General features: G+C 74.1%; 15 protein-coding genes and 2 pseudogenes. All 17 read left to right on the top strand.

From position 1 onward, the window contains the following. Nucleotides 1-2: 2 nt before the first annotated feature. On the top strand, nt 3-2,219 hold the full coding sequence (locus tag M2302_RS13220; RefSeq protein WP_280838198.1) for a penicillin-binding protein 2: 2,217 nt from the start codon (nt 3-5) through the stop codon (nt 2,217-2,219). 52 nt (nt 2,220-2,271) lie between these two features. Beyond that, nucleotides 2,272-3,834, top strand: coding sequence for a UDP-N-acetylmuramoyl-L-alanyl-D-glutamate--2,6-diaminopimelate ligase (locus tag M2302_RS13215; RefSeq protein ID WP_280838197.1), 1,563 nt, complete (start codon nt 2,272-2,274; stop codon nt 3,832-3,834). After that, a complete protein-coding gene (gene murF, locus M2302_RS13210) occupies nt 3,831-5,231 on the top strand; it encodes a UDP-N-acetylmuramoyl-tripeptide--D-alanyl-D-alanine ligase (RefSeq protein WP_280838196.1) in 1,401 nt (466 codons plus the stop codon). The genes M2302_RS13215 and murF overlap by 4 nt, the downstream gene beginning before the upstream one ends. Continuing rightward, on the top strand, nt 5,228-6,361 hold the full coding sequence (mraY, locus tag M2302_RS13205) for a phospho-N-acetylmuramoyl-pentapeptide-transferase (RefSeq protein ID WP_154943876.1): 1,134 nt from the start codon (nt 5,228-5,230) through the stop codon (nt 6,359-6,361). Before murF ends, mraY begins: the two co-directional genes overlap by 4 nt. A 291-nt stretch (nt 6,362-6,652) precedes the next feature. Beyond that, nucleotides 6,653-8,059 carry a putative peptidoglycan glycosyltransferase FtsW gene (locus tag M2302_RS13200; RefSeq protein ID WP_280838263.1) on the top strand — a complete coding sequence of 469 codons (1,407 nt, stop codon included), beginning with the start codon at nt 6,653-6,655 and terminating at the stop codon, nt 8,057-8,059. Beyond that, a complete protein-coding gene (murG, locus tag M2302_RS13195; protein WP_280838195.1) occupies nt 8,059-9,165 on the top strand; it encodes an undecaprenyldiphospho-muramoylpentapeptide beta-N-acetylglucosaminyltransferase in 1,107 nt (368 codons plus the stop codon). Before M2302_RS13200 ends, murG begins: the two co-directional genes overlap by 1 nt. A 139-nt stretch (nt 9,166-9,304) precedes the next feature. Further along, nucleotides 9,305-10,798, top strand: coding sequence for a UDP-N-acetylmuramate--L-alanine ligase (gene murC / locus M2302_RS13190; protein ID WP_280838194.1), 1,494 nt, complete (start codon nt 9,305-9,307; stop codon nt 10,796-10,798). Then, a complete protein-coding gene (locus M2302_RS13185) occupies nt 10,795-11,613 on the top strand; it encodes an FtsQ-type POTRA domain-containing protein (protein WP_210774736.1) in 819 nt (272 codons plus the stop codon). Before murC ends, M2302_RS13185 begins: the two co-directional genes overlap by 4 nt. Nucleotides 11,614-11,856: 243 nt before the next feature. Then, nucleotides 11,857-12,972, top strand: a complete 1,116-nt coding sequence (gene ftsZ / locus M2302_RS13180; protein WP_179801026.1) for a cell division protein FtsZ — start codon at nt 11,857-11,859, stop codon at nt 12,970-12,972. Between the two features lie 9 nt (nt 12,973-12,981). Further along, nucleotides 12,982-13,728: a YggS family pyridoxal phosphate-dependent enzyme gene (locus M2302_RS13175; RefSeq protein ID WP_280838193.1), complete on the top strand. Its 747-nt coding sequence runs from the start codon at nt 12,982-12,984 to the stop codon at nt 13,726-13,728. A 193-nt stretch (nt 13,729-13,921) separates the two neighbouring features. After that, complete coding sequence (gene sepF, locus M2302_RS13170; RefSeq protein ID WP_280838192.1) at nt 13,922-14,614, top strand: cell division protein SepF; 693 nt, start codon at nt 13,922-13,924, stop codon at nt 14,612-14,614. A gap of 29 nt (nt 14,615-14,643) precedes the next feature. Further along, a complete protein-coding gene (locus tag M2302_RS13165) occupies nt 14,644-14,943 on the top strand; it encodes a YggT family protein (protein WP_280838191.1) in 300 nt (99 codons plus the stop codon). A gap of 52 nt (nt 14,944-14,995) precedes the next feature. Continuing rightward, a complete protein-coding gene (locus tag M2302_RS13160) occupies nt 14,996-15,796 on the top strand; it encodes a DivIVA domain-containing protein (RefSeq protein WP_280838190.1) in 801 nt (266 codons plus the stop codon). A gap of 71 nt (nt 15,797-15,867) precedes the next feature. After that, nucleotides 15,868-16,200 (top strand): annotated as a pseudogene (locus M2302_RS33130) (hypothetical protein); the annotation flags it as partial. Between the two features lie 204 nt (nt 16,201-16,404). After that, nucleotides 16,405-16,662 (top strand): annotated as a pseudogene (locus M2302_RS33125) (hypothetical protein); the annotation flags it as partial. A 9-nt stretch (nt 16,663-16,671) separates the two neighbouring features. Beyond that, nucleotides 16,672-16,977, top strand: a complete 306-nt coding sequence (locus M2302_RS13150; protein WP_280838188.1) for a DUF167 domain-containing protein — start codon at nt 16,672-16,674, stop codon at nt 16,975-16,977. Between the two features lie 22 nt (nt 16,978-16,999). Continuing rightward, nucleotides 17,000-18,502 (top strand): potassium/proton antiporter, encoded by a 1,503-nt coding sequence (locus M2302_RS13145; protein ID WP_280838187.1) that lies wholly within the window; start codon nt 17,000-17,002, stop codon nt 18,500-18,502. The last annotated feature ends 80 nt before the right edge of the window (nt 18,503-18,582 follow it).

Genomic DNA, 18,582 nt, shown 5'->3' with positions numbered 1-18,582 from the left:
CAGTGCCGCCGAGATCGGACGAACCGCGCCGGGACCCCACCACGGGCTCCCGGCGCGGCCCGTCCCGGGCCGGTCGGGGCGGGGACCCGCGCACCGGCGAGCCGGGGATCGGCGGGATCTCCGACGCCCGGGCGTACACCCCCCGGGGCCGGACCATCCGGGAGAGCGGCGAGGAGCGGACCGGCGGCCGTGAGGAGCGGGCCGGCCAGCGGCGTACCCCCCGGGCGGGTCGCTCCGGCGACCCGTTCCGCCCGGCCTTGCAGGTGCTCGACGGCGGCCGGGCGGGAGCCCGCGCCGGGCGGCGGGAGGCCGCCCCGGTCGCCCGGGCCGGCGTCATCCGCACCGTCCCGACGCGGCCGGCCTGGACCGACGACGACGAGGAGGAGCTGGCCCCGCCGCGCCGCCGGGCCGGCAAGCGCGCACCGCGCCGGCCGGACCGTCCGGCGGCCCGCCGCCCCGCCCGCAAGCCCCGCCGGCCGCCGAAGCTGGCCGAGCCGCGCCGCCGGCTGCGGCTGGGCACCATGCTCGTGCTGGCGCTCTTCGTCACCATCGGCATCCGACTGGTCTTCCTCCAGGCGGTGGACACCCCGGCGTACGCGGGTGGGGGCATCGACTCCCGGCTCACCCGGGTCGACCTGCCCGCCCCGCGCGGCGCCATCGTCGACCGCACCGGCGCGCCGCTGGCCCGCAGCGTCGAGGCCCGGTACGTCTTCGCCGACCCGACCCAGGTCAAGGACCGGGCGACCACCGCCCGCCTGCTCTCCCCGCTGCTCGGCGTGCCCGCCTCCGAGCTGGCCGAGAAGATGAAGCGGCGCGGCCTGCCCGGCGGCGGCGAGTCGCAGTTCCAGTACCTGGCCCGGGGCGTCGACATCCCGAAGGCCAAGCAGATCGAGGCGCTCGACCTCGCCGGCATCGGCACCCACCGCGACGAGCGGCGCGAGGTGCCCGGCGGCGACCTGGCCGCCAACCTGGTCGGCTTCGTCAGCCAGGACATGAACGGCCTGGAAGGGCTGGAGGCGCGCTACGACGACGTGCTCCAGGGCAAGGACGGCCGGCGCGTCTACGAGGCGGGCCAGGGCGACCTGGACGCCCCCATCCCCGGCGGCTACAGCCAGACCACCCCGGCCAAGCCGGGCAGCTCGCTGGTGCTCACCATCGACCGGGACCTGCAGTACCAGGTGCAGCAGGTGCTCGGCCGGCAGATGGCGCAGACCCGGGGCAGCGTCGGCGCGGCCGTGGTGCTGGACGTGGCGACCGGCGAGGTGCTGGCCCAGGCCAGCCACCCCAGCTACAACGCGGCCAACCCGGAGCCGAGCCGGCCGACCGACCGGGAGGACGCGGCGACCAGCTTCGTGGTCGACCCGGGCTCGGTGCACAAGGCGATCACCTTCGGCGCGGCGTTGCAGGAGGGTGTGATCACTCCCGACACCACCCTGCCCATCGCCAACACCATCACCAAGGGCGACACGACCTTCGCCGACACGCACAAGGCGCACGGACGGCGGATGAGCCTGCCGGGGATGATGGCCTTCTCGTCCAACGTCGGCACCATCCAGATCGCCGACGAGCTGGGCCCGGACCGGCTGATCGACTACCAGAAGCGGTTCGGGCTGGGGCAGCCCACCGGCGAGGGGATGCCGGGGGAGGCCTCCGGGCGGCTGCTGCCCGCCGACGAGTGGAGCGATTCGTCGGCCGGGTCGGTGCCGATCGGGCACAGCGTGGACGCCACGCCCCTGCAGATGGCCGCCGCGTACGCCACCATCGCCAACAACGGCACGTACGTCCAGCCGCACCTGATCAAGGAGGTGATCAGCGGGGCGGACGGGAAGCGGACGCCCGCCGGGCCGCGGGTCACCCGGCCGGTGCTCAGCCCGGCCAACGCCGCCGCGCTGCGCACCATCCTGGAGGCGGTCACCACCGTCGACGGGGCGACCGGCGTGGCCGCGGCGGTGCCCGGCTACCGGGTCGCCGGCAAGACCGGCACCGGCTGGCGGCTGGTCGACGGGGACAAGCAGCCCGGCGAGGTCGGCTCGTTCATCGGGATGGCCCCGGCGGAGAAGCCCCGGTACGTGGTGGCGGTCTTCGTGTGGAGCCCCGGCGGCGAGGGCGGCACGGTGGCCGCGCCCGCCTTCCGCGAGATGATGGGCTTCACGCTGCGGCATTACCGGGTTCCCCCGTCGGGCGGCAAGGCCCCCAAGTTCGAGGTCTTTCCGCGCTGAGCAGCCAGGGCGGGACATCATCGGTGAGTGGGGACGAACCACCGGGGCGGCTGTGCGGTCGGAACCGGACGACCGGGTAGGGTCTGACGCCGTGCCCGGCAATCCACGTCCCCGTACCGTGCCCGGAGTCCGGCTCGGCGACCTCGCCGCCCGGCTCGCCGTCGCGCCGCCGGAGGCCGCCGCCGACGTGGCGGTGACCGGGGCGACCCATGCCAGCCAGGAGGTCCGTCCCGGCGACCTGTACGCCGCGCTGCCCGGCGCCCGCCGGCACGGCGCGGAGTTTGCCGCGGCCGCCGCGGCCGCCGGCGCGGTGGCCGCGCTGACCGACCCGGCCGGCGCCGCCGCGGTGACCGCGGCCGGCCTGCCCGCCCTGGTGGTGCCCGACCCCCGGGCGGTGCTCGGCGACCTCGCCTCCGCCGTCTACGGCGACCCGACCGAGGGGCTGACCGTGATCGGGGTCACCGGCACGGCCGGCAAGACCTCGACCGCCTACCTGGTGGAGTCCGGCCTGCGCGCCGCCGGGCACACCACCGGCCTGATCGGCACCGTGGAGACCCGGCTGGGCGATCTGGTGATCGACAGCGTCCGGACCACCCCGGAGGCGACCGACCTGCACGCCATGCTCGCCGCCGCCCGCGAGCGCGGGGTGACCGCGCTGGTCATGGAGGTCTCCAGCCACGCCCTGGCGATGGGGCGGGTCGGTGGGGTCCGGTTCACCGTCGGCGGCTACACCAACTTCGGCTCCGACCACCTTGACTTCCACGCCGACTCGGCCGACTACTTCGCGGCCAAGGCGCGGCTCTTCGACGGCCGCTGCGCCGCCGAGGTGCTCAACCTCGACGACCCGGCGCTGCGCCCGCTGTTCAAGCCGGCCACGGTCAGCTACTCGGCGGCCGGCGACCGCTCGGCCACCTGGTGGGCCGACGAGGTCGGTGGCGAGGGGTACGCCCAGCGCTTCACCGTCCACGGCCCGGACGGCCTGGCGCTGCCCGCCGGGGTGGCCCTGCCCGGCCGGCACAACGTGGCCAACGCGCTGCTGGCCATCGCCTGCCTGGTGGCCGCCGGGGTCGACCCGGCGGTGGCCGCCGAGGGGGTGGCCGCCTGCGGCGGCGTCCCGGGGCGGCTGGAGCTGGTCAGCGCGGCCGGTCCGGTGCGCGGCGTGGTCGACTACGCGCACAAGTCCGACGCCATCGTGGCCGCCCTGGCCGCGCTGCGCGAGCTGAGCGCGGGTCGGCTGATCTGCGTCATCGGCGCGGGCGGTGACCGGGACCGGGGCAAGCGGCCGGTGATGGGCGCCGCCGCGGCGCGGGGCGCCGACGTGGTGCTGGTGACCGACGACAACCCGCGGACCGAGGACCCGGCCGCGATCCGGGCCGAGGTGCTCGCCGGGGCGTACGCAGCCGCCGCCCCCGCCCGGATCATCGAGGCCCCGGGCCGGCGGGCCGCCATCGCCGAGGCGGTCCGGCTCGCCGAGCCCGGCGACGTGGTGGCGGTGCTCGGCAAGGGCCACGAGCGTGGCCAGGAGGTCGCCGGCGAGGTGCACCCGTTCGACGACCGGGTGGAGCTGGCGGAGGCGCTCGGCGCCCGCTTCGGGGATCTGGCGGGTCGACGGTGATCCCGCTGAGCCTGGCCGAGGTCGCCTCGGCCGTCGACGGCCGTCTCGTCGGCGCCGACCCGGCGGCCCGGGTCACCGGCCCGGTGGAGTTCGACTCGCGCAAGGTCACCGCCGGGGCGCTCTTCGTCGCGTTCCCGGGCGAGAAGGTCGACGGGCACGACTACGCGGCCGGCGCGGTGGACGCGGGCGCGGTGGCGGTGCTCGGCACCCGCGAGGTGCCCGGGGTGCCGCTGGTGCTGGTGGGAGACGCGCTGACCGCGATGGGCCGGTTGGCCCGCGCGGTGGTGGGGCGGCTGCCGGAGCTGACCGTGATCGGGCTGACCGGCTCGTCGGGCAAGACCACCACCAAGGACCTGATCGCCCAGCTCACCGTCCGGCTCGGCCCGACGGTGGCCCCGCCCGGCTCGTTCAACAACGAGCTGGGTCACCCGTACACGGCCCTGCAGGCCACGCCGGAGACCCGCTTCCTGGTGATGGAGAAGGGCGCCCGGGGGCTCGGGCACGTGCGCTACCTGTGCGACGTGGTGCCGCCGCGGATCTCCGTGGTGCTCAACGTCGGGGTCGCGCACATCGGCGAGTTCGGCTCGGTGGAGAACATCGCCCTGGCCAAGGGGGAACTGGTCGAGGCGCTGCCGGCCGACGGGCTGGCCGTGCTCAACGCCGACGACCCGCTGGTCGACGCGATGGCCGCGCGCACCGCCGCCCGGGTGGTCCGGTACGGCGAGGCCGCGCACGCCGACGTCCGGGCGGTCGACGTGTCGCTGGACGACCGGGGCCGGCCGTCGTACACGCTGGTCACCCCGGAGGGCAGCGCCCCGGTGCGGCTCGGGCTGACCGGCCGGCACCAGGTCTCCAACTCGCTGGCCGCGGCGGCGGTGGCCCGCGAGCTCGGGATGCCGCTGGCCGAGGTGGCCGGCGCCCTGGGCGAGCTGGGGCTGGTCTCCACCCGCCGGATGGACGTCTTCGACCGGCCCGACGGGGTGACCGTGATCGACGACTCGTACAACGCCAACCCGGCGTCGACGGCGGTGGCGCTGCGCGCCCTTGCCGGCATGCGCCGCGAAGGGCGTATCTTTGCCGCGCTCGGCTACATGGCCGAGCTGGGCGACTTCGAACGCGACGGGCACCGGGAGGTGGGCCGGCTGGCGGCGGAGTTGGGCGTGGACCGGCTGCTCGTGGTGGGTGAGCCGGCGGCGCCGATCCACGAGGGCGCGACAGCGGTAAGTGACTGGGGAGGAGAGTCGGTGCTGCTCACCGATCAGGCGGCGGCCGTCGAGGTGCTGCGCAGCGAGCTACGACCGGGCGATGTCGTCCTGGTGAAGGGCTCCCGGTACCGCACCTGGGAGGTGGCCGACGCCCTGCGCGCCGGCGCCACCGGGAACGGGGACGCCGCATGAGGGCGGTGATCATCGCCGTCGGCGTGGCGTTCCTGATCTCGCTGCTCGGCACCCCGATCGCGATCAAGGTGTTCACCCGGCTCAAGGCCGGCCAGCCGATCCGGGCCGAGGGCCCGGCGATGCACCAGGGCAAGAAGGGCACGCCGACGATGGGCGGCGTGGTCTTCATCCTGGCCACGGTGATCGCGTACGTCGCCGGTCACCTGGCCCTGACCACGCTGCCGGACGCGCAGATCGCCCAGGTCGAGCCGACCATCACGGCGCTGGTGCTGCTGGGGCTGATGGTCTTCTCCGGGGCGGTCGGCTTCATCGACGACTTCCTCAAGGTCCGCAAGCGGCACAGCGGCGGTCTCAACAAGCGCGGCAAGCTCTTCGGGCAGATCCTGGTCGGTGCGATCTTCGGGGTGGTGGCGCTCTACTTCCCGAGCACGATGACCGACGCCAGCGGCGCGGCGACCAACACCGAGACCGTCGGGGCCACCACGCTCAGCTTCATCCGGGACATCCCGGCGCTGGAGATCGGCAAGATCGCCTCGGTGATCGTCATCATCTTCGTGGTGATGGCCGCCACCAACGGGGTGAACCTCACCGACGGCCTCGACGGCCTCGCCACCGGCGCCTCGGTGATGGTGCTGGCCGCGTACGCGTTGATCGCGTTCTGGCAGTACCGGCACTGGTGCGCCGACCCGACCTACACCGCCAACCCGAACAACTACTGCTACGCCGTGCGGGATCCGCTGGAGATCGCGCTGATCGCCGGGGCGGCGGCCGGCGCCTGCGTCGGCTTCCTCTGGTGGAACACCTCGCCCGCCCGGATCTTCATGGGCGACACCGGCGCGCTCGGCCTGGGCGGTCTGATCGCCGGCATGGCGATGTCCACCCGGACGATCCTGCTGCTGCCGATCATCGGCGGGCTGTTCGTGATCATCACCATGTCGGTGGTGATCCAGATCATCTCCTTCCGGACCACCGGCAAGCGGGTGTTCCGGATGTCGCCGTTGCAGCACCACTTCGAACTGGCCGGCTGGAGTGAGGTCAACATCGTGGTGCGGTTCTGGATCATCGCCGGGATCGGCGTCGCCATCGCCCTCGGCCTGTTCTACAGCGACTTCCTGGCCAGCATGGGCTGAGTCGCCGACTCCGGCCCCGGCCCGGTCGGAAATGCCGGCCGGCGCGCCGCGACCGTCGCGTACGGGGGTCCCTCATAACCGAGGGGCCCCCGTTCCGCATTCCGACACGCCGACCGGGCCGAACGGCGCGAACGGGCCCGGCGAAGCGGCGATGATGGGCTCGTGGGGGAGGACCGAGGCGGCACCGGCACGACGACGACGGCGGCGGAGACCCAGGCACGGCGGGTCGCGGGCGCGGGGCGTACCGCCGATCCGCCGGCGGCGATCAGCGGCCTGGACGCGGCCGGCGGCCTGGCGGCGCTGCGCGGCCTGCTGGCCCGCCCGCTGGCCTCCTACTACCTGCTGCTCTCCAGCGCCGGCCTGCTGCTGCTGATCGGCCTGACGATGGTCTTCTCGGCGACCAGCGTGAAGGACTACGCCGAGGCCGGTGACGCCTCGGCGTCGGTGACCAAGCAGGCGGTCTTCGCGGTGATCGGCATCGTCGCGTTCTGGGCCTGCCAGCGGCTGCCGGCCAGCACCTTCCGCTCGCTCGGCCGGCCGGTGCTGGGTGCGGCGGTGGTGCTGCTGCTGGTGCTCAACCTGCTGCTGGCCCTGGACTCGCTGTTCCGGATCAAGGCGCTCGGGCCGCTGCGGGCCAACCTGCTCTGGCTCTACCTCGGCCCGATCCAGGTGCAGCCCTCCGAGCTGGCCAAGCTCGCGCTGGTGCTCTGGGGTGCGCACGTGATCGCCCGCAAGGGCGCCGCGCTCGGCTGGTGGAAGGAGCTGGCGACCCCGCTCTTCCCGGTGGTCGGGCTGCTCTTCGTGCTGGTCGGCTACAACGACCTGGGCACCATGCTCTGCCTGCTGGCGATCGTGGTCGGGCTGCTCTGGGCGGCCGGGGTGCGGATGCGGGTGTTCGCCGCGCTCTCCGCGGTGGGCCTGCTCGGCATCGGCGTGCTGGTGGCCGTGGCCTCGCTCGGCGCCGGTTCCGGCGCGGTCGGGGAGGAGAACTACCGGCTGGCCCGGTTGACCTCGTTCATCAACCCGCCCGACCCGGCCACCTGCCTGGAGACCGGCTGCTGGCAGCTCGTCCAGGCCCGCAACGCCATCGAGCACGGCGGCTGGTTCGGCGTCGGGTTGGGCAAGAGCAGCCTGAAGTTCGGCTGGCTGCCGGCCGCGCACAACGACTTCATCTTCGCGGTGATCGCCGAGGAGCTCGGGGTGGTCGGCTGCACCGTCATCCTGGTGCTCTTCGCCGTGCTCGCCTACACCGGGCTGCGCGTCGCGCGGCGGGTCGAGGACCCGTTCCGCCGGCTCGCCGCCGCCGCGATCACCGCCTGGCTGGTCGGCCAGGCCGTCATCAACATCGGTGGCGTGATCGGCCTGCTGCCGCTGACCGGTGTGCCGCTTCCGTTCATCTCCGACGGCGGCAGCGCCCTGGTCGTGACGCTGGCGGCGGTCGGCATCCTCGCCTCGTTCGCCCGCGCCGAGCCCGACGCCGCGCGAGCCCTGCATGCCCGTCCGCCCGCCCGGTGGGTCCGACTACTCTGGGCCCCGTTGCCGCCGCTTCCCGGTCGGCGCCGCCGCCCGGCGACGCCACCGGCTGCCCGAGGGTCCGTGCCCCGGTCGCGAGCGCGGCGGGAGGACGACCAGGCCGCACCGCGCGGTGGCCGGCAGGGCCGGACCCGTGGCGGGACGGCGAGCGAGAGGAGACGCTGATGGGTCCGCTGCGTTCGGTGGTGCTCTGTGGAGGGGGTACGGGTGGTCACATCTACCCGCTGCTCGCCTTCGCCGACTGCCTGCGCCGACACGACCCGGGCGTCCGGATCACCTGTCTGGGCACGCCGAAGGGCCTGGAGAACGAGCTGATCCCGCCGGCCGGCTACGACCTGCGGCAGATCCCGGCGTACCAGCTGCCCCGCTCGGTCAACATGAGCCTGGTGCGCACCCCGGACCGGATGTGGAAGGCGGCCCGCGCCGCGGGCAAGGTGATCGACGAGGTGCAGGCCGACGCGGTGGTCGGCTTCGGCGGGTACGTCTCCGTCCCCGGCTACCTCGCCGCCTGGCGCCGCGAGCTGCCGATCGTCATCCACGAGGTGAACGTGCCACCGGGCGTGGCCAACCGGCTCGGCATGAAGTTCACCAAGAACATCGCGGTCGGCTTCCCGCACCAGCCCGCCCAGGCCGAGTCGCTGCGCGACGCCCGGGTGGTCGGCGTGCCGCTGCGTCGGGGCATCGCCGGGCTGGACCGGGTCGCCATGCGCAACGCGGCTCGGGCCCACTTCGGACTCCGCCCCGACCTGCCGGTGCTCTTCGTCGCCGGCGGTTCGCAGGGCGCCCGCTCGATCAACCTGGCGGTCTCGGGCGCGGCCAAGGAACTGGCCCGCAACGGCGTGCAGGTGCTGCACGTGATGGGCGCCCGCAACGAGCCGGTGCCGGTCCCCACCGATCTGCCGGTGCCGTACGTGACCCTGCCGTACCTGTCCGAGATGGAGCTGGGCTACGCCGCCGCCGACCTGATGCTGGGCCGGGGTGGGGCGATGACCTGCGCCGAGGTGGCCGCCATCGGCCTGCCCACCATCTACGTGCCGTACCCGCACAGCAACCAGGAGCAGAAGCGCAACGCGCTGCCCGTGGTGGAGGCCGGCGGCGGGCTGCTCGTCGACGACGCCGAGCTGACCCCGGACTGGCTGGAGCGGACGGTCATCCCGCTGGTCCGCGACCCCCGCCGGCTCGCCGCGATGGGCGCGGCCGCGGCCGGGTACGGGCGGCGCGACGGCGACGTCGCGCTGCTGAACTTCGTCTACGAGGCGGTGGCTCGGTGAGCGCGAGGAGTGAGCTTGCGAGCCCCGCGGTCGCGAACGACGGTGGCTCGGTGAGCGCGAGGAGTGAGCTTGCGAGCCCCGCAGTCGGGAACGACGGTGGCGCGGCGACGCCGGCCACCGCGACGGGAAGGTACCTGGCATGAACACCGCGCAGTTCACCCCGGCCGGCACGCTCACCGCCGAGGACCTGGGCCGGATCCACCTGATCGGGGTGGGCGGGGTCGGCATGAGCGGCCTGGCCCGGCTCTTCCTCACCCGTGGCCTGCCGGTCTCCGGCAGCGAACTGCGCGAGTGGCCGTCGCTGGCCGGGCTGCGGGCGCTCGGCGGGACGATCCACATGAGCCACGAGGCGAGCAACCTCGACGGCGTGGACACCGTGGTCTACTCCTCGGCCATCCCGCAGGACCACCTGGAGATGGTCGAGGCCCGCCGGCGCGGCCTGCGGGTGCTGCACCGCTCGGAGGCCCTCGCCGCGGCGATGACCGGCCGCCGGACGGTGGCGGTCGCCGGCACCCACGGCAAGACCACCACCACCTCGATGGTCACCATGGTGCTCCAGCAGGCCGGGACGGACCCGTCCTTCGTCATCGGCGGGGAGATCTCCGAGGTCGGCTCCGGCGCGCACCACGGCACCGGCGAGTACTTCGTGGTCGAGGCGGACGAGAGCGACCGCTCGTTCCTGATCTACCGCCCGTACGTCTCGATCATCACCAACATCGAGGCGGACCACCTCAACACCTACGGCGACCTGGCCAACCTGGAGGCGACCTTCGCCGAGTTCGCCCGGCTCACCGACCCGGACGGCTTCATCATCACCTGCGCCGACGACCCGGGCGGCCGCCGGCTGGCCGAGACGCTGCGCGCGGAGGGCCGCCGGGTGCACACCTACGGGCTGTCTCCCGACGCCGACCTGCGGCTGGACGACATGGCCTCCACCGCGCAGGGGGTGCGCTTCCTGGCCGAGGTCGACGGCCACTCGCTGGGCGAGATCCGGCTGCCGGTGCCGGGGCGGCACATGGGGCTCAACAGTGCCTCGGCGGTGCTCACCGCGTACCTGCTCGGGCTGCCCGTCGAGGCGGCCGAGGCGGCGCTGGGCGCCTTCCCCGGCGTACGCCGGCGCTTCGAGCGCAAGGGCGTCGCCGACGGCGTGCTGGTCTACGACGAGTACGCGTACCACCCGACCTCGATGACGCTGGCGTTGCAGACGCTGCGCGAGGTGGCCGGGGACGGCCGGCTGATCGTGGTCTTCCAGCCCTACCGGCTCTACCGCACCCGGGATCTCCAGGCGGAGATCGCCGCGGCCCTGGGCATCGCCGACGAGCTGGTGCTGCTGGAGGTCTTCGGACCGGGCGAGCTGCGCCAGCCGGGGGAGGGCTCCGCGGCCCTGGTCGAGGCGGTGCCGTTGGACGCCGCGCACAAGGTGTTCGTCGACTCGTGGGAGGACGCCCCGGTCGAGGTGGCCCGGCGGGCCCGCCCCGGCGACGTGGTGGTGACCATGGGCGCCCCGCCGATCTCCCTGATGGGCGACCAGCTGATCGACGCCCTCACCGCGCGGGCCTCCGGCGGCGCCGCCGACCCGACGGCCCTCGGCGTGGCCGTCGACCCGGACGGCGCGGCCTCCGCCGCCGGATGAGCCCGGGTCCGGCGCGGGGCCGCACCGCCGGCACGGACGGCGGCGGCCCCCGGCGTAACCCGGTCCGGCGCTGGCAGCTCGTCCGGGCCGGCAGCGACGCGGTTCCGCCGTCCACCCGGCGGTTCATGGCCCGGGCGCGGCAGCGGCGGATGCGCGCGGCCCTGCCCTGGGCGGTGGCCGCCGCCGTGCTCGCCGTCGCCACGCTGGTCGCCTGGACGGTGCTCGGCACCGGGCTGTTCGGGGTCCGCGAGGTGCGGGTGGTCGGCGCGGAGCTGGTCACCCCGGTCGAGGTGCGGGAGGCCGCGGGGGTGCCGGACGGGGTCCCGCTGGCCCGGGTGGACCTGGCCGCGACCGGCCGCCGGATCGGCGCGCTGGCCCCGGTCGAGCGGGCCACGGTCACCCGGGACTGGCCGGGCACGCTGGTGGTGACGGTGGTGGAGCGGACCGGGGTCGCGGCGGTGCCCCGGGACGGGCAGTTCGTCGTGCTCGACGCCGACGGGGTGGTGTTCCGGACGGTGCCGCGGGCCCCCGACGGCCTGCCGGTGGTCCGGCTGGCCACCCCCGGCCCGGACGACCCGGGCACCCGGGCCGCGCTGGAGGTGCTGGCGGTGCTCACCCCGCCGCTGCGCGCGGAGCTGACCGAGCTCACCGTGCAGGGGCTGGCCCGGATCAGCCTCACCCTCCGTGGCGATCGGACGGTCGTCTGGGGGGATGCGACCCGGGGGACGGACAAGGCGCGGGTAGCCACCGCGCTGTTGGGTCGCAAGGCCGACACGATCGACGTCAGCGCGCCCGACGTGGTCACTTTCAAGTGATTGGGGACGCCGGAGGTGAGCCGTCCCGCCAATGGCGGCGACACGCCGGGCAGGTCCTTGGCTCTCGGCGTGGGGGCGCTTACGTTGCCCCGAAGAGGATCAGTGGTTGACATAACTGTAAGCCTCTAGTAGAGGGTGAGGGTTTATTCCTGATCCTCTGTGGTGACAGCTGTCGTCGACCGTCGGTCTGGCCACGCCGTACCCGGTCGGGGCGATGCCAATCTCGAAGGGAAAGGACCGGAGATGACACCTCCGCACAACTACCTGGCGGTCATCAAGGTCGTCGGCATCGGGGGCGGCGGCGTCAACGCCGTCAACCGGATGATCGAGGTTGGGCTCAAGGGCGTCGAGTTCATCGCGATCAACACCGATGCGCAGGCGCTGCTGATGAGTGACGCCGACGTCAAGCTCGACGTCGGCCGGGAGCTGACCCGGGGCCTCGGCGCCGGCGCCAACCCGGACGTCGGCAAGAACGCCGCCGAGGACCACCGCGACGAGATCGAGGAGGTGCTCAAGGGCGCCGACATGGTCTTCGTGACCTGCGGCGAGGGCGGCGGCACCGGCACCGGCGGCGCGCCGGTCGTCGCGAACATCGCCCGCAAGCTCGGCGCGCTCACCATCGGTGTGGTGACCCGACCCTTCTCCTTCGAGGGCAAGCGCCGCCAGGTGCAGGCCGAGTCCGGCATAGACGAGCTGCGCAACCAGTGCGACACGCTGATCGTCATCCCGAACGACCGGCTGCTGGCGCTCGGCGACCGCAACATCTCCATGATGGACGCCTTCCGCACCGCCGACCAGGTGCTGCTCTCCGGTGTCCAGGGCATCACCGACCTGATCACCACGCCGGGTCTGATCAACCTGGACTTCGCCGACGTCAAGAGCGTGATGAGCGGCGCCGGCAGCGCGTTGATGGGCATCGGCAGCGCCCGCGGCGAGAACCGCGCGGTGGAGGCGGCCGAGGCGGCCATCTCCAGCCCGCTGCTGGAGCAGAGCATGGACGGCGCCCGGGGCGTGCTGCTCTCCATCGCCGGCGGCTCCGACCTCGGCCTGTTCGAGATCAACGACGCCGCCCAGCTGGTCACCGACGCGGCGCACCCGGAGGCCAACATCATCTTCGGCGCGGTCATCGACGACGCGCTCGGCGACGAGGTGCGGGTCACCGTCATCGCGGCCGGCTTCGACGGGGGCACGCCCTCGTACAAGGCGGCCGAGGCGCCGCGCAAGACCAACCAGAACCAGCCGGCGCCGCAGAACCCGCCGGTCGCGCCGCCGACCACCCTGCCGGCCCAGCAGCAGTCGCCGCGCCGGGTGCTCTTCGACGACGTGGACGTGCCCGACTTCCTCAAGAACGGTTCCTGAGCTCCGCCGATGACCGACGAACCAGCCACGGTACGGCCCGACCGGCGTGCCGAACTCGCGGCCGGGCTGGCCCGGGTCCGCGCCCGGATCGCCGACGCCTGCGCCGCCGCGGGACGGGACCGCGCCGAGGTCACCATGATCGCGGTCACCAAGACGTACCCGGCCGGCGACGTGGTCGCGCTGGCCGGGCTCGGGGTGACCGACGTGGGGGAGAACCGCGACCAGGAGGCCGCGCCGAAGGCGGCCGAGGTGGCCGCCGGCGGGGTGGCCGTCCGCTGGCACTTCATCGGCCAGCTGCAACGCAACAAGGCCCGCTCGGTGGTCCGCTACGCCGACGTCGTGCACTCGGTGGACAGCGTCCGGCTGGCCCGGGCCCTGGACGCGGCCGCGTCCGCCGGCCGGGACCGGCCGCTGGACGCCCTGGTGCAGGTGAGCATCGACGGCGACCCGGCGCGCGGCGGCGCGCTGCCGGACTCGGCCGACCCGGACCGCGGCCTGGGCCCGGTGGCCGAGGCGCTGGCCGGTGCCGGCGGCCTGCGGCTGGCCGGGCTGATGGCGGTGGCGCCGCTGGGCTGGGAGCCGGAGCGGGCGTTCGCCCGGCTCGCCGAGGTGGCGGCGCGCTTCCGCGACCGGCACCCGGAGGCGACCGCGCTCTCCGCCGGAATGAGCGGCGACCTCGAACCGGCCATCGAATATGGCGCGACACATGTCCGCGTCGGCAGCGCGTTGCTCGGAATGCGTCCCACGCTGCGGTAGCCTGACCGCGGTAGAAGCAAATTACATCTGTGTTGTTTGAGGAACGGCGTCCCGTTGTCGGGGGCCACGGCGGGCGGCCGCGAATCGCCTGTCGAGGGATTGCCGCTCCGATCCGGTGGGCATGGATTGTCCATTCGTGATCAGGCGACACGGCACGGGGGTGCGTGCCGCACGGCGGACGGAAGGGCGCGGGATGGGTGCACTGCGCAAGGCGGGGGTCTGGCTCGGTCTCGTCGAGGAGGATGACGAGCGGGCCTACGACGACGGCTACGACAAGCCGGGCTACCGCGACTCGCGGTACCGGTCGAGCCGGTACTCCGAGGAGTTCGCCGACGACGACGAGGACGAGTCGGAGGAGCCGCCGGCGCCGCGCCCGCGGCTCGGCGAGCGGGGCCGGCTGAGCGAGCGCGGCGCGAGCCGGGCTGTGGAGGCCGACCGGGCCGACGACGAGCGTCCGGAGCGGGTCGAGCGGTCCAGCGTCCGCTCGATCACCCGGTCCGGCGCGGGGGAGACCTCGGGTGCGCTGACCTACCACACCCGGGACAACCTGGCCCTGGCGCCGCAGTCCCAGGCGCGCGAGCGCGCGGTGGTGGCCGAGGAGGAGCAGCGCTACCAGATCACCACGCTGCACCCGACCACCTACCGGGAGGCGCGGACCATCGGCGAGCACTTCCGCGACGGCGTTCCGGTGATCATCAACCTCACCGAGATGGACGAGGCCGACGCCCGTCGGTTGGTTGACTTCGCCGCCGGGCTGGCGTTCGGGCTGCGCGGTACGATCGAGCGCGTGACCAACCGGGTGTTCCTGCTCTCACCGGCCAACGTCCAGGTCACCGCGGAGGACAAGGCCAAGATCGCTGAGGGCGGCTTTTTCAGCCTGAGCTAAGTCCGCCCGACCGAGGGACGTCGCCTGCCGTGTTGTCGATCGTGCTCCAAGTGCTGTACCTGCTTCTGTTCCTCTTCCTAATTGTGCTGTTGGCCCGATTCGTCCTCAGCGCCGTCCTGCAGTACGGTCGCCGGTGGCAACCGGGGCGCGGGGCATCGGCGGGACTGGAATCCGTGTGGAGCGTCACTGATCCGCCTCTCAAGGCGTTGAGGCGTGTGATCCCTCCACTGCGAATTGGTACCGTGAGCATCGACCTGGCCTCCCTTGTGCTCCTGGTTATCCTGTTCGTGCTGATGGAGTTCGTGTTGAAGCGGTTGATCATCGGATGAACGTCCGGTGGCCCAGCCCGCTACGCGGCCGCAACTGACCCGAGGAGTTTCGATGCCGCTGACCCCGGCCGACGTCCACAACGTCGCCTTCAAAAAGCCGCCGATCGGCAAGCGGGGGTATGACGAGGAGGAGGTCGACGCCTTCCTGGACGAGGTCGAGCGTGAGCTTGCCCGTCTGATCGAGGAGAACAACGAGCTGCGCGCCCAGGTGGAGCGCGGCGGCCGTGGTGGCGCTCCCGCCGGCCCCGGCGGCGACGCCCGTCTCGCGGCGGAGCTCAACGACGTCAAGGCCCAGCTCGACCGGGTGCAGCGCGACAAGGCCGCGGCCGAGCAGGCCGCCCGGGCCATGCAGGCCGAGCTGGAGCAGGTCCGGTCCGCCGGTGGCCCGGCCGGCGGTGGCGACGGCGAGCAGCAGGCGCTGCGGGTGTTGATGATGGCCCAGCGCACCGCCGACGACCACGTGTCGGACGCCCGCCGCGAGGCCGACCAGCTTCTCTCCGAGGCCCGGTCCAAGGCCGAGGAGGTCACCCGTGAGGCGCGCGCCAAGGCCGACGCCCTCGAGCGGGACGCCCGCCAGCGGCACCAGGAGGCCATGGGTGGCCTGGACGCCAAGCGCACTGCGCTGCAGAAGCACATCGAGGAGCTCAAGCAGTTCGAGCGCGAGTACCGCACCCGGCTCAAGGCGTACCTGGAGAGCCAGCTGCGGGACCTCGACGGCCGGGGCCAGGGCCTGGAGGCCGAGATGACCCGCACCGAGGGCAGCCGCGCCGCCACCGGCAACGGGCTGGCCGCCCCGAGCCTCGCCGGCTCGTACGGCGGCGGTCGCACCGGCGCTCTCGAAGCCGGTCGCTGATCCACGGTCGGCGGCCGTCGCCCGACGGTCGCCGACCGCGCCACACCGACACGACGCGGCGGGGGTGAGCCGTGATAGTCGCAAGTCTGCTGCTCATCCTCGTTGCGGTCGTACTGCTGGTGTTCGGTCTCGCTGACGGCTCCAGCACCCTGTTGATCAGTTCCATCGCGGCCAGCCTGTTGGCCGCCGTCGCGTTGATCGCGGGCGCCCGCCAGGTGGCCGCAACCAAGGCGACGACGGGCCGGCCCGGGCCGCGCGCGGGCCGGGGTTTCGCGGGTACGCCCCGCGCTACGACCCCGCCGGAGCCCTACGCCCCGGTGGAGCCGGAGATCCCCGTCCAGCACGTTCCCCCGACGAGCGGCACCGGTGGCGACGGGTGGCGGCAACCGCCCGAGCCGCCGGTGACCGGCGATGCCGACCGGTGGGAGCCGCAGGCCGAGAGCCCGTGGGACTCCGACGGCGTGGCCGCGCGCCGCGCACCGGACGCGGACCCGGCGTGGGAGGCCACGGCGACCGCCGGGCGGTCCCGCGACGTCGACGACGCCGGCCCGTGGGACTCGGTGAGTCCGGCGCCGGGGCCCTGGCGCGACGGAGCGGCCGGCGGCCGGGCAGCCGAACCGGCCGAGGTCGACGACGAACCGGAGGCCCAGGACGTGTCCCCCGCCGACGCCGCGTGGGTGGCCCGGCTCGACACCGAGGTGCGGGTCGTCGACGGCCGCCCCCGCTACCACCTGCGCTCCTGCCCCCACCTGCGCGGCCGGGACGACGAACCGCTGGCGGTCTCCGAGGCGGTCTCGCTCGGCTTCACCCCGTGCGCGGACTGCGCGCCGGACACCGCCCTGCTCGCCGACACCCGACCCGGCTGAGTCGCGTCGATGCCCACCGGGGAGCCGCTCACCGTGGCGGTACGCGTCAAGCCCGGCGCCTCCCGCGCCCGCGTCGGCGGCCGCTTCGACGGCCCGCACGGCCCCGCGCTGGTGATCTCGGTGAACGCGCCGGCGGTGGACGGGCGGGCCACCGAGGCGGCCCGGAAGGCGCTGGCCGGGGCGCTCGGTGTACGACCGGCCGCAGTGTCGCTGCGCACCGGCGCGGCCAGCCGCGACAAGTTGTTCACCGTCGAGCGTCCCGCCCCCGGGTTGACCGACGTGCTCCGCCGGCTGCGCGACGGATCGGACGGGTGAGGGCGCTGCGGGTCGGTGGCCCGTGACGGCGGGGCTGGACCTCGCGCTGCTGCTGGGCGCCGCCGTCCTGCTGGTGGCGATCGGCGCGGTCCGCTTCTCCACCCGCCTCGGCGTACCGAGTCTGCTGGTCTACCTGGCGCTCGGCGTGGCGATCGGGGAGGCCGGCCTCGGCATCCGCTTCGACGACGCCGAGCTGACCCGGGTGCTGGGCTTCTGCGCGCTGATCGTGATCATCGCGGAGGGCGGGTTGACCGCCCGGTGGAGCACCCTGCGCCCGGTGCTCGGGTTGGCCGCCGCCCTGTCCACGGTCGGGGTGCTGGTCAGCATCCTGGTCGTCGGCCTGGTGGTGCACCTGCTGCTCGGCCTGGACTGGCGGCTCGCCCTGCTCTACGGCGCGGTGCTCTCCTCCACCGACGCGGCGGCGGTCTTCGCCACGCTGCGCCGGTTGCGCCTGCCGCCCCGGCTGGTGGCCACGCTCGAGGCCGAGTCCGGGATGAACGACGCCCCGGTGGTGATCCTGGTGGTGCTGCTCTCCCGCGGCGCCGAGGGCGGTCACCCGTGGTGGTACGAGGTGTTCCTGGTCGGCTACGAGCTGGGCGTCGGAGCGGCGGTCGGGCTCGCCGCCGGGCTGACCGGCCGCTTCGCGCTGCGCCGCGCGGCGCTGCCCTCGTCCGGGCTCTACCCGATCGCCGCGGTCGGCTTCACCGTGCTGGCGTACGCGGCCGGGGCGGTGCTGCACGCCTCCGGCTTCCTCGCCGTGTACGTGGCCGGGGTGCTGCTCGGCAACGCCCGGCTGCCGCACCGGCAGGCCATCCTCGGCTTCGCCGACGGGCTGGCCTGGCTGGCCCAGATCGGGCTGTTCGTGCTGCTCGGGCTACTGGCCACGCCCAGTCGGCTGGACGCGGCGGTGCTGCCGGCGGTGGTCGCCGGCCTGGCCCTGCTGCTGCTGGCCCGGCCGCTGTCGGTGCTGGTGGCCGCGCTGCCGTTCCGGGTCAACCTGCGCGAGCAGGCGTTCCTGTCCTGGGCCGGGCTGCGCGGGGCGGTGCCGATCGTGCTGGCCACCATCCCGCTCTCCGAGCGGGTGCCCGGGGCGGACCGGCTCTTCGACGCGGTCTTCGTCCTGGTGGTGATCTTCACCGTGTTGCAGGCCGGCACGCTGGCGCCGGCGGCCCGCCGGTTGCGGGTGACCGCGCCGGCCGAGCTGGCCGAGATCCACGTGGAGACGGCGCCGCTGGAGCGGATGCGGGCGGACCTGCTCCAGTTGGAGGTGCCGCCGGGTTCCCGGCTCGCCGGCGTGCACGTGGACGAGCTGCGGTTGCCGGTGGGCGCCTCGGTGACCCTGGTGCTGCGCGACGGGGCGGGTTTCGTCCCCGGCCCGGACACCCGGCTCAAGACGGGCGACAGCGTGTTGATCGTGGCGACCGCCGGGGTGCGGGACGAGGTCGAGCGGCGGCTGCGGGCGGTCAGTCGGCGGGGTCGACTGGCCAGGTGGTTTGGCGAGTACGGCGAGGATCGGGATGGCTGATCTGCTAGCGTTCCCTTTGCCCCAATTAGGGCTTACCAGGGGCTGAATAGCGGCACGACGGTGCGCCACGTTGTCGGACG

This window comes from Micromonospora sp. A200 (assembly GCF_029893845.1).
GTDB classification, from domain to species: Bacteria; Actinomycetota; Actinomycetes; order Mycobacteriales; family Micromonosporaceae; genus Micromonospora; species Micromonospora purpureochromogenes.
This window is presented reverse-complemented; position numbering and strand designations above follow the sequence as displayed.

Excerpts from the sequence above, each read along its gene's own strand:
- mraY (WP_154943876.1), top strand. The coding sequence starts at position 5,228 with ATGAGGGCGGTGATCATCGCCGTCGGCGTGGCGTTCCTGATCTCGCTG.
- murG (WP_280838195.1), top strand. The coding sequence starts at position 8,059 with ATGGGTCCGCTGCGTTCGGTGGTGCTCTGTGGAGGGGGTACGGGTGGT.
- murC (WP_280838194.1), top strand. The coding sequence starts at position 9,305 with ATGAACACCGCGCAGTTCACCCCGGCCGGCACGCTCACCGCCGAGGAC.
- M2302_RS13185 (WP_210774736.1), top strand. The coding sequence starts at position 10,795 with ATGAGCCCGGGTCCGGCGCGGGGCCGCACCGCCGGCACGGACGGCGGC.
- ftsZ (WP_179801026.1), top strand. The coding sequence starts at position 11,857 with ATGACACCTCCGCACAACTACCTGGCGGTCATCAAGGTCGTCGGCATC.
- M2302_RS13175 (WP_280838193.1), top strand. The coding sequence starts at position 12,982 with ATGACCGACGAACCAGCCACGGTACGGCCCGACCGGCGTGCCGAACTC.
- sepF (WP_280838192.1), top strand. The coding sequence starts at position 13,922 with ATGGGTGCACTGCGCAAGGCGGGGGTCTGGCTCGGTCTCGTCGAGGAG.
- M2302_RS13160 (WP_280838190.1), top strand. The coding sequence starts at position 14,996 with ATGCCGCTGACCCCGGCCGACGTCCACAACGTCGCCTTCAAAAAGCCG.
- M2302_RS13150 (WP_280838188.1), top strand. The coding sequence starts at position 16,672 with ATGCCCACCGGGGAGCCGCTCACCGTGGCGGTACGCGTCAAGCCCGGC.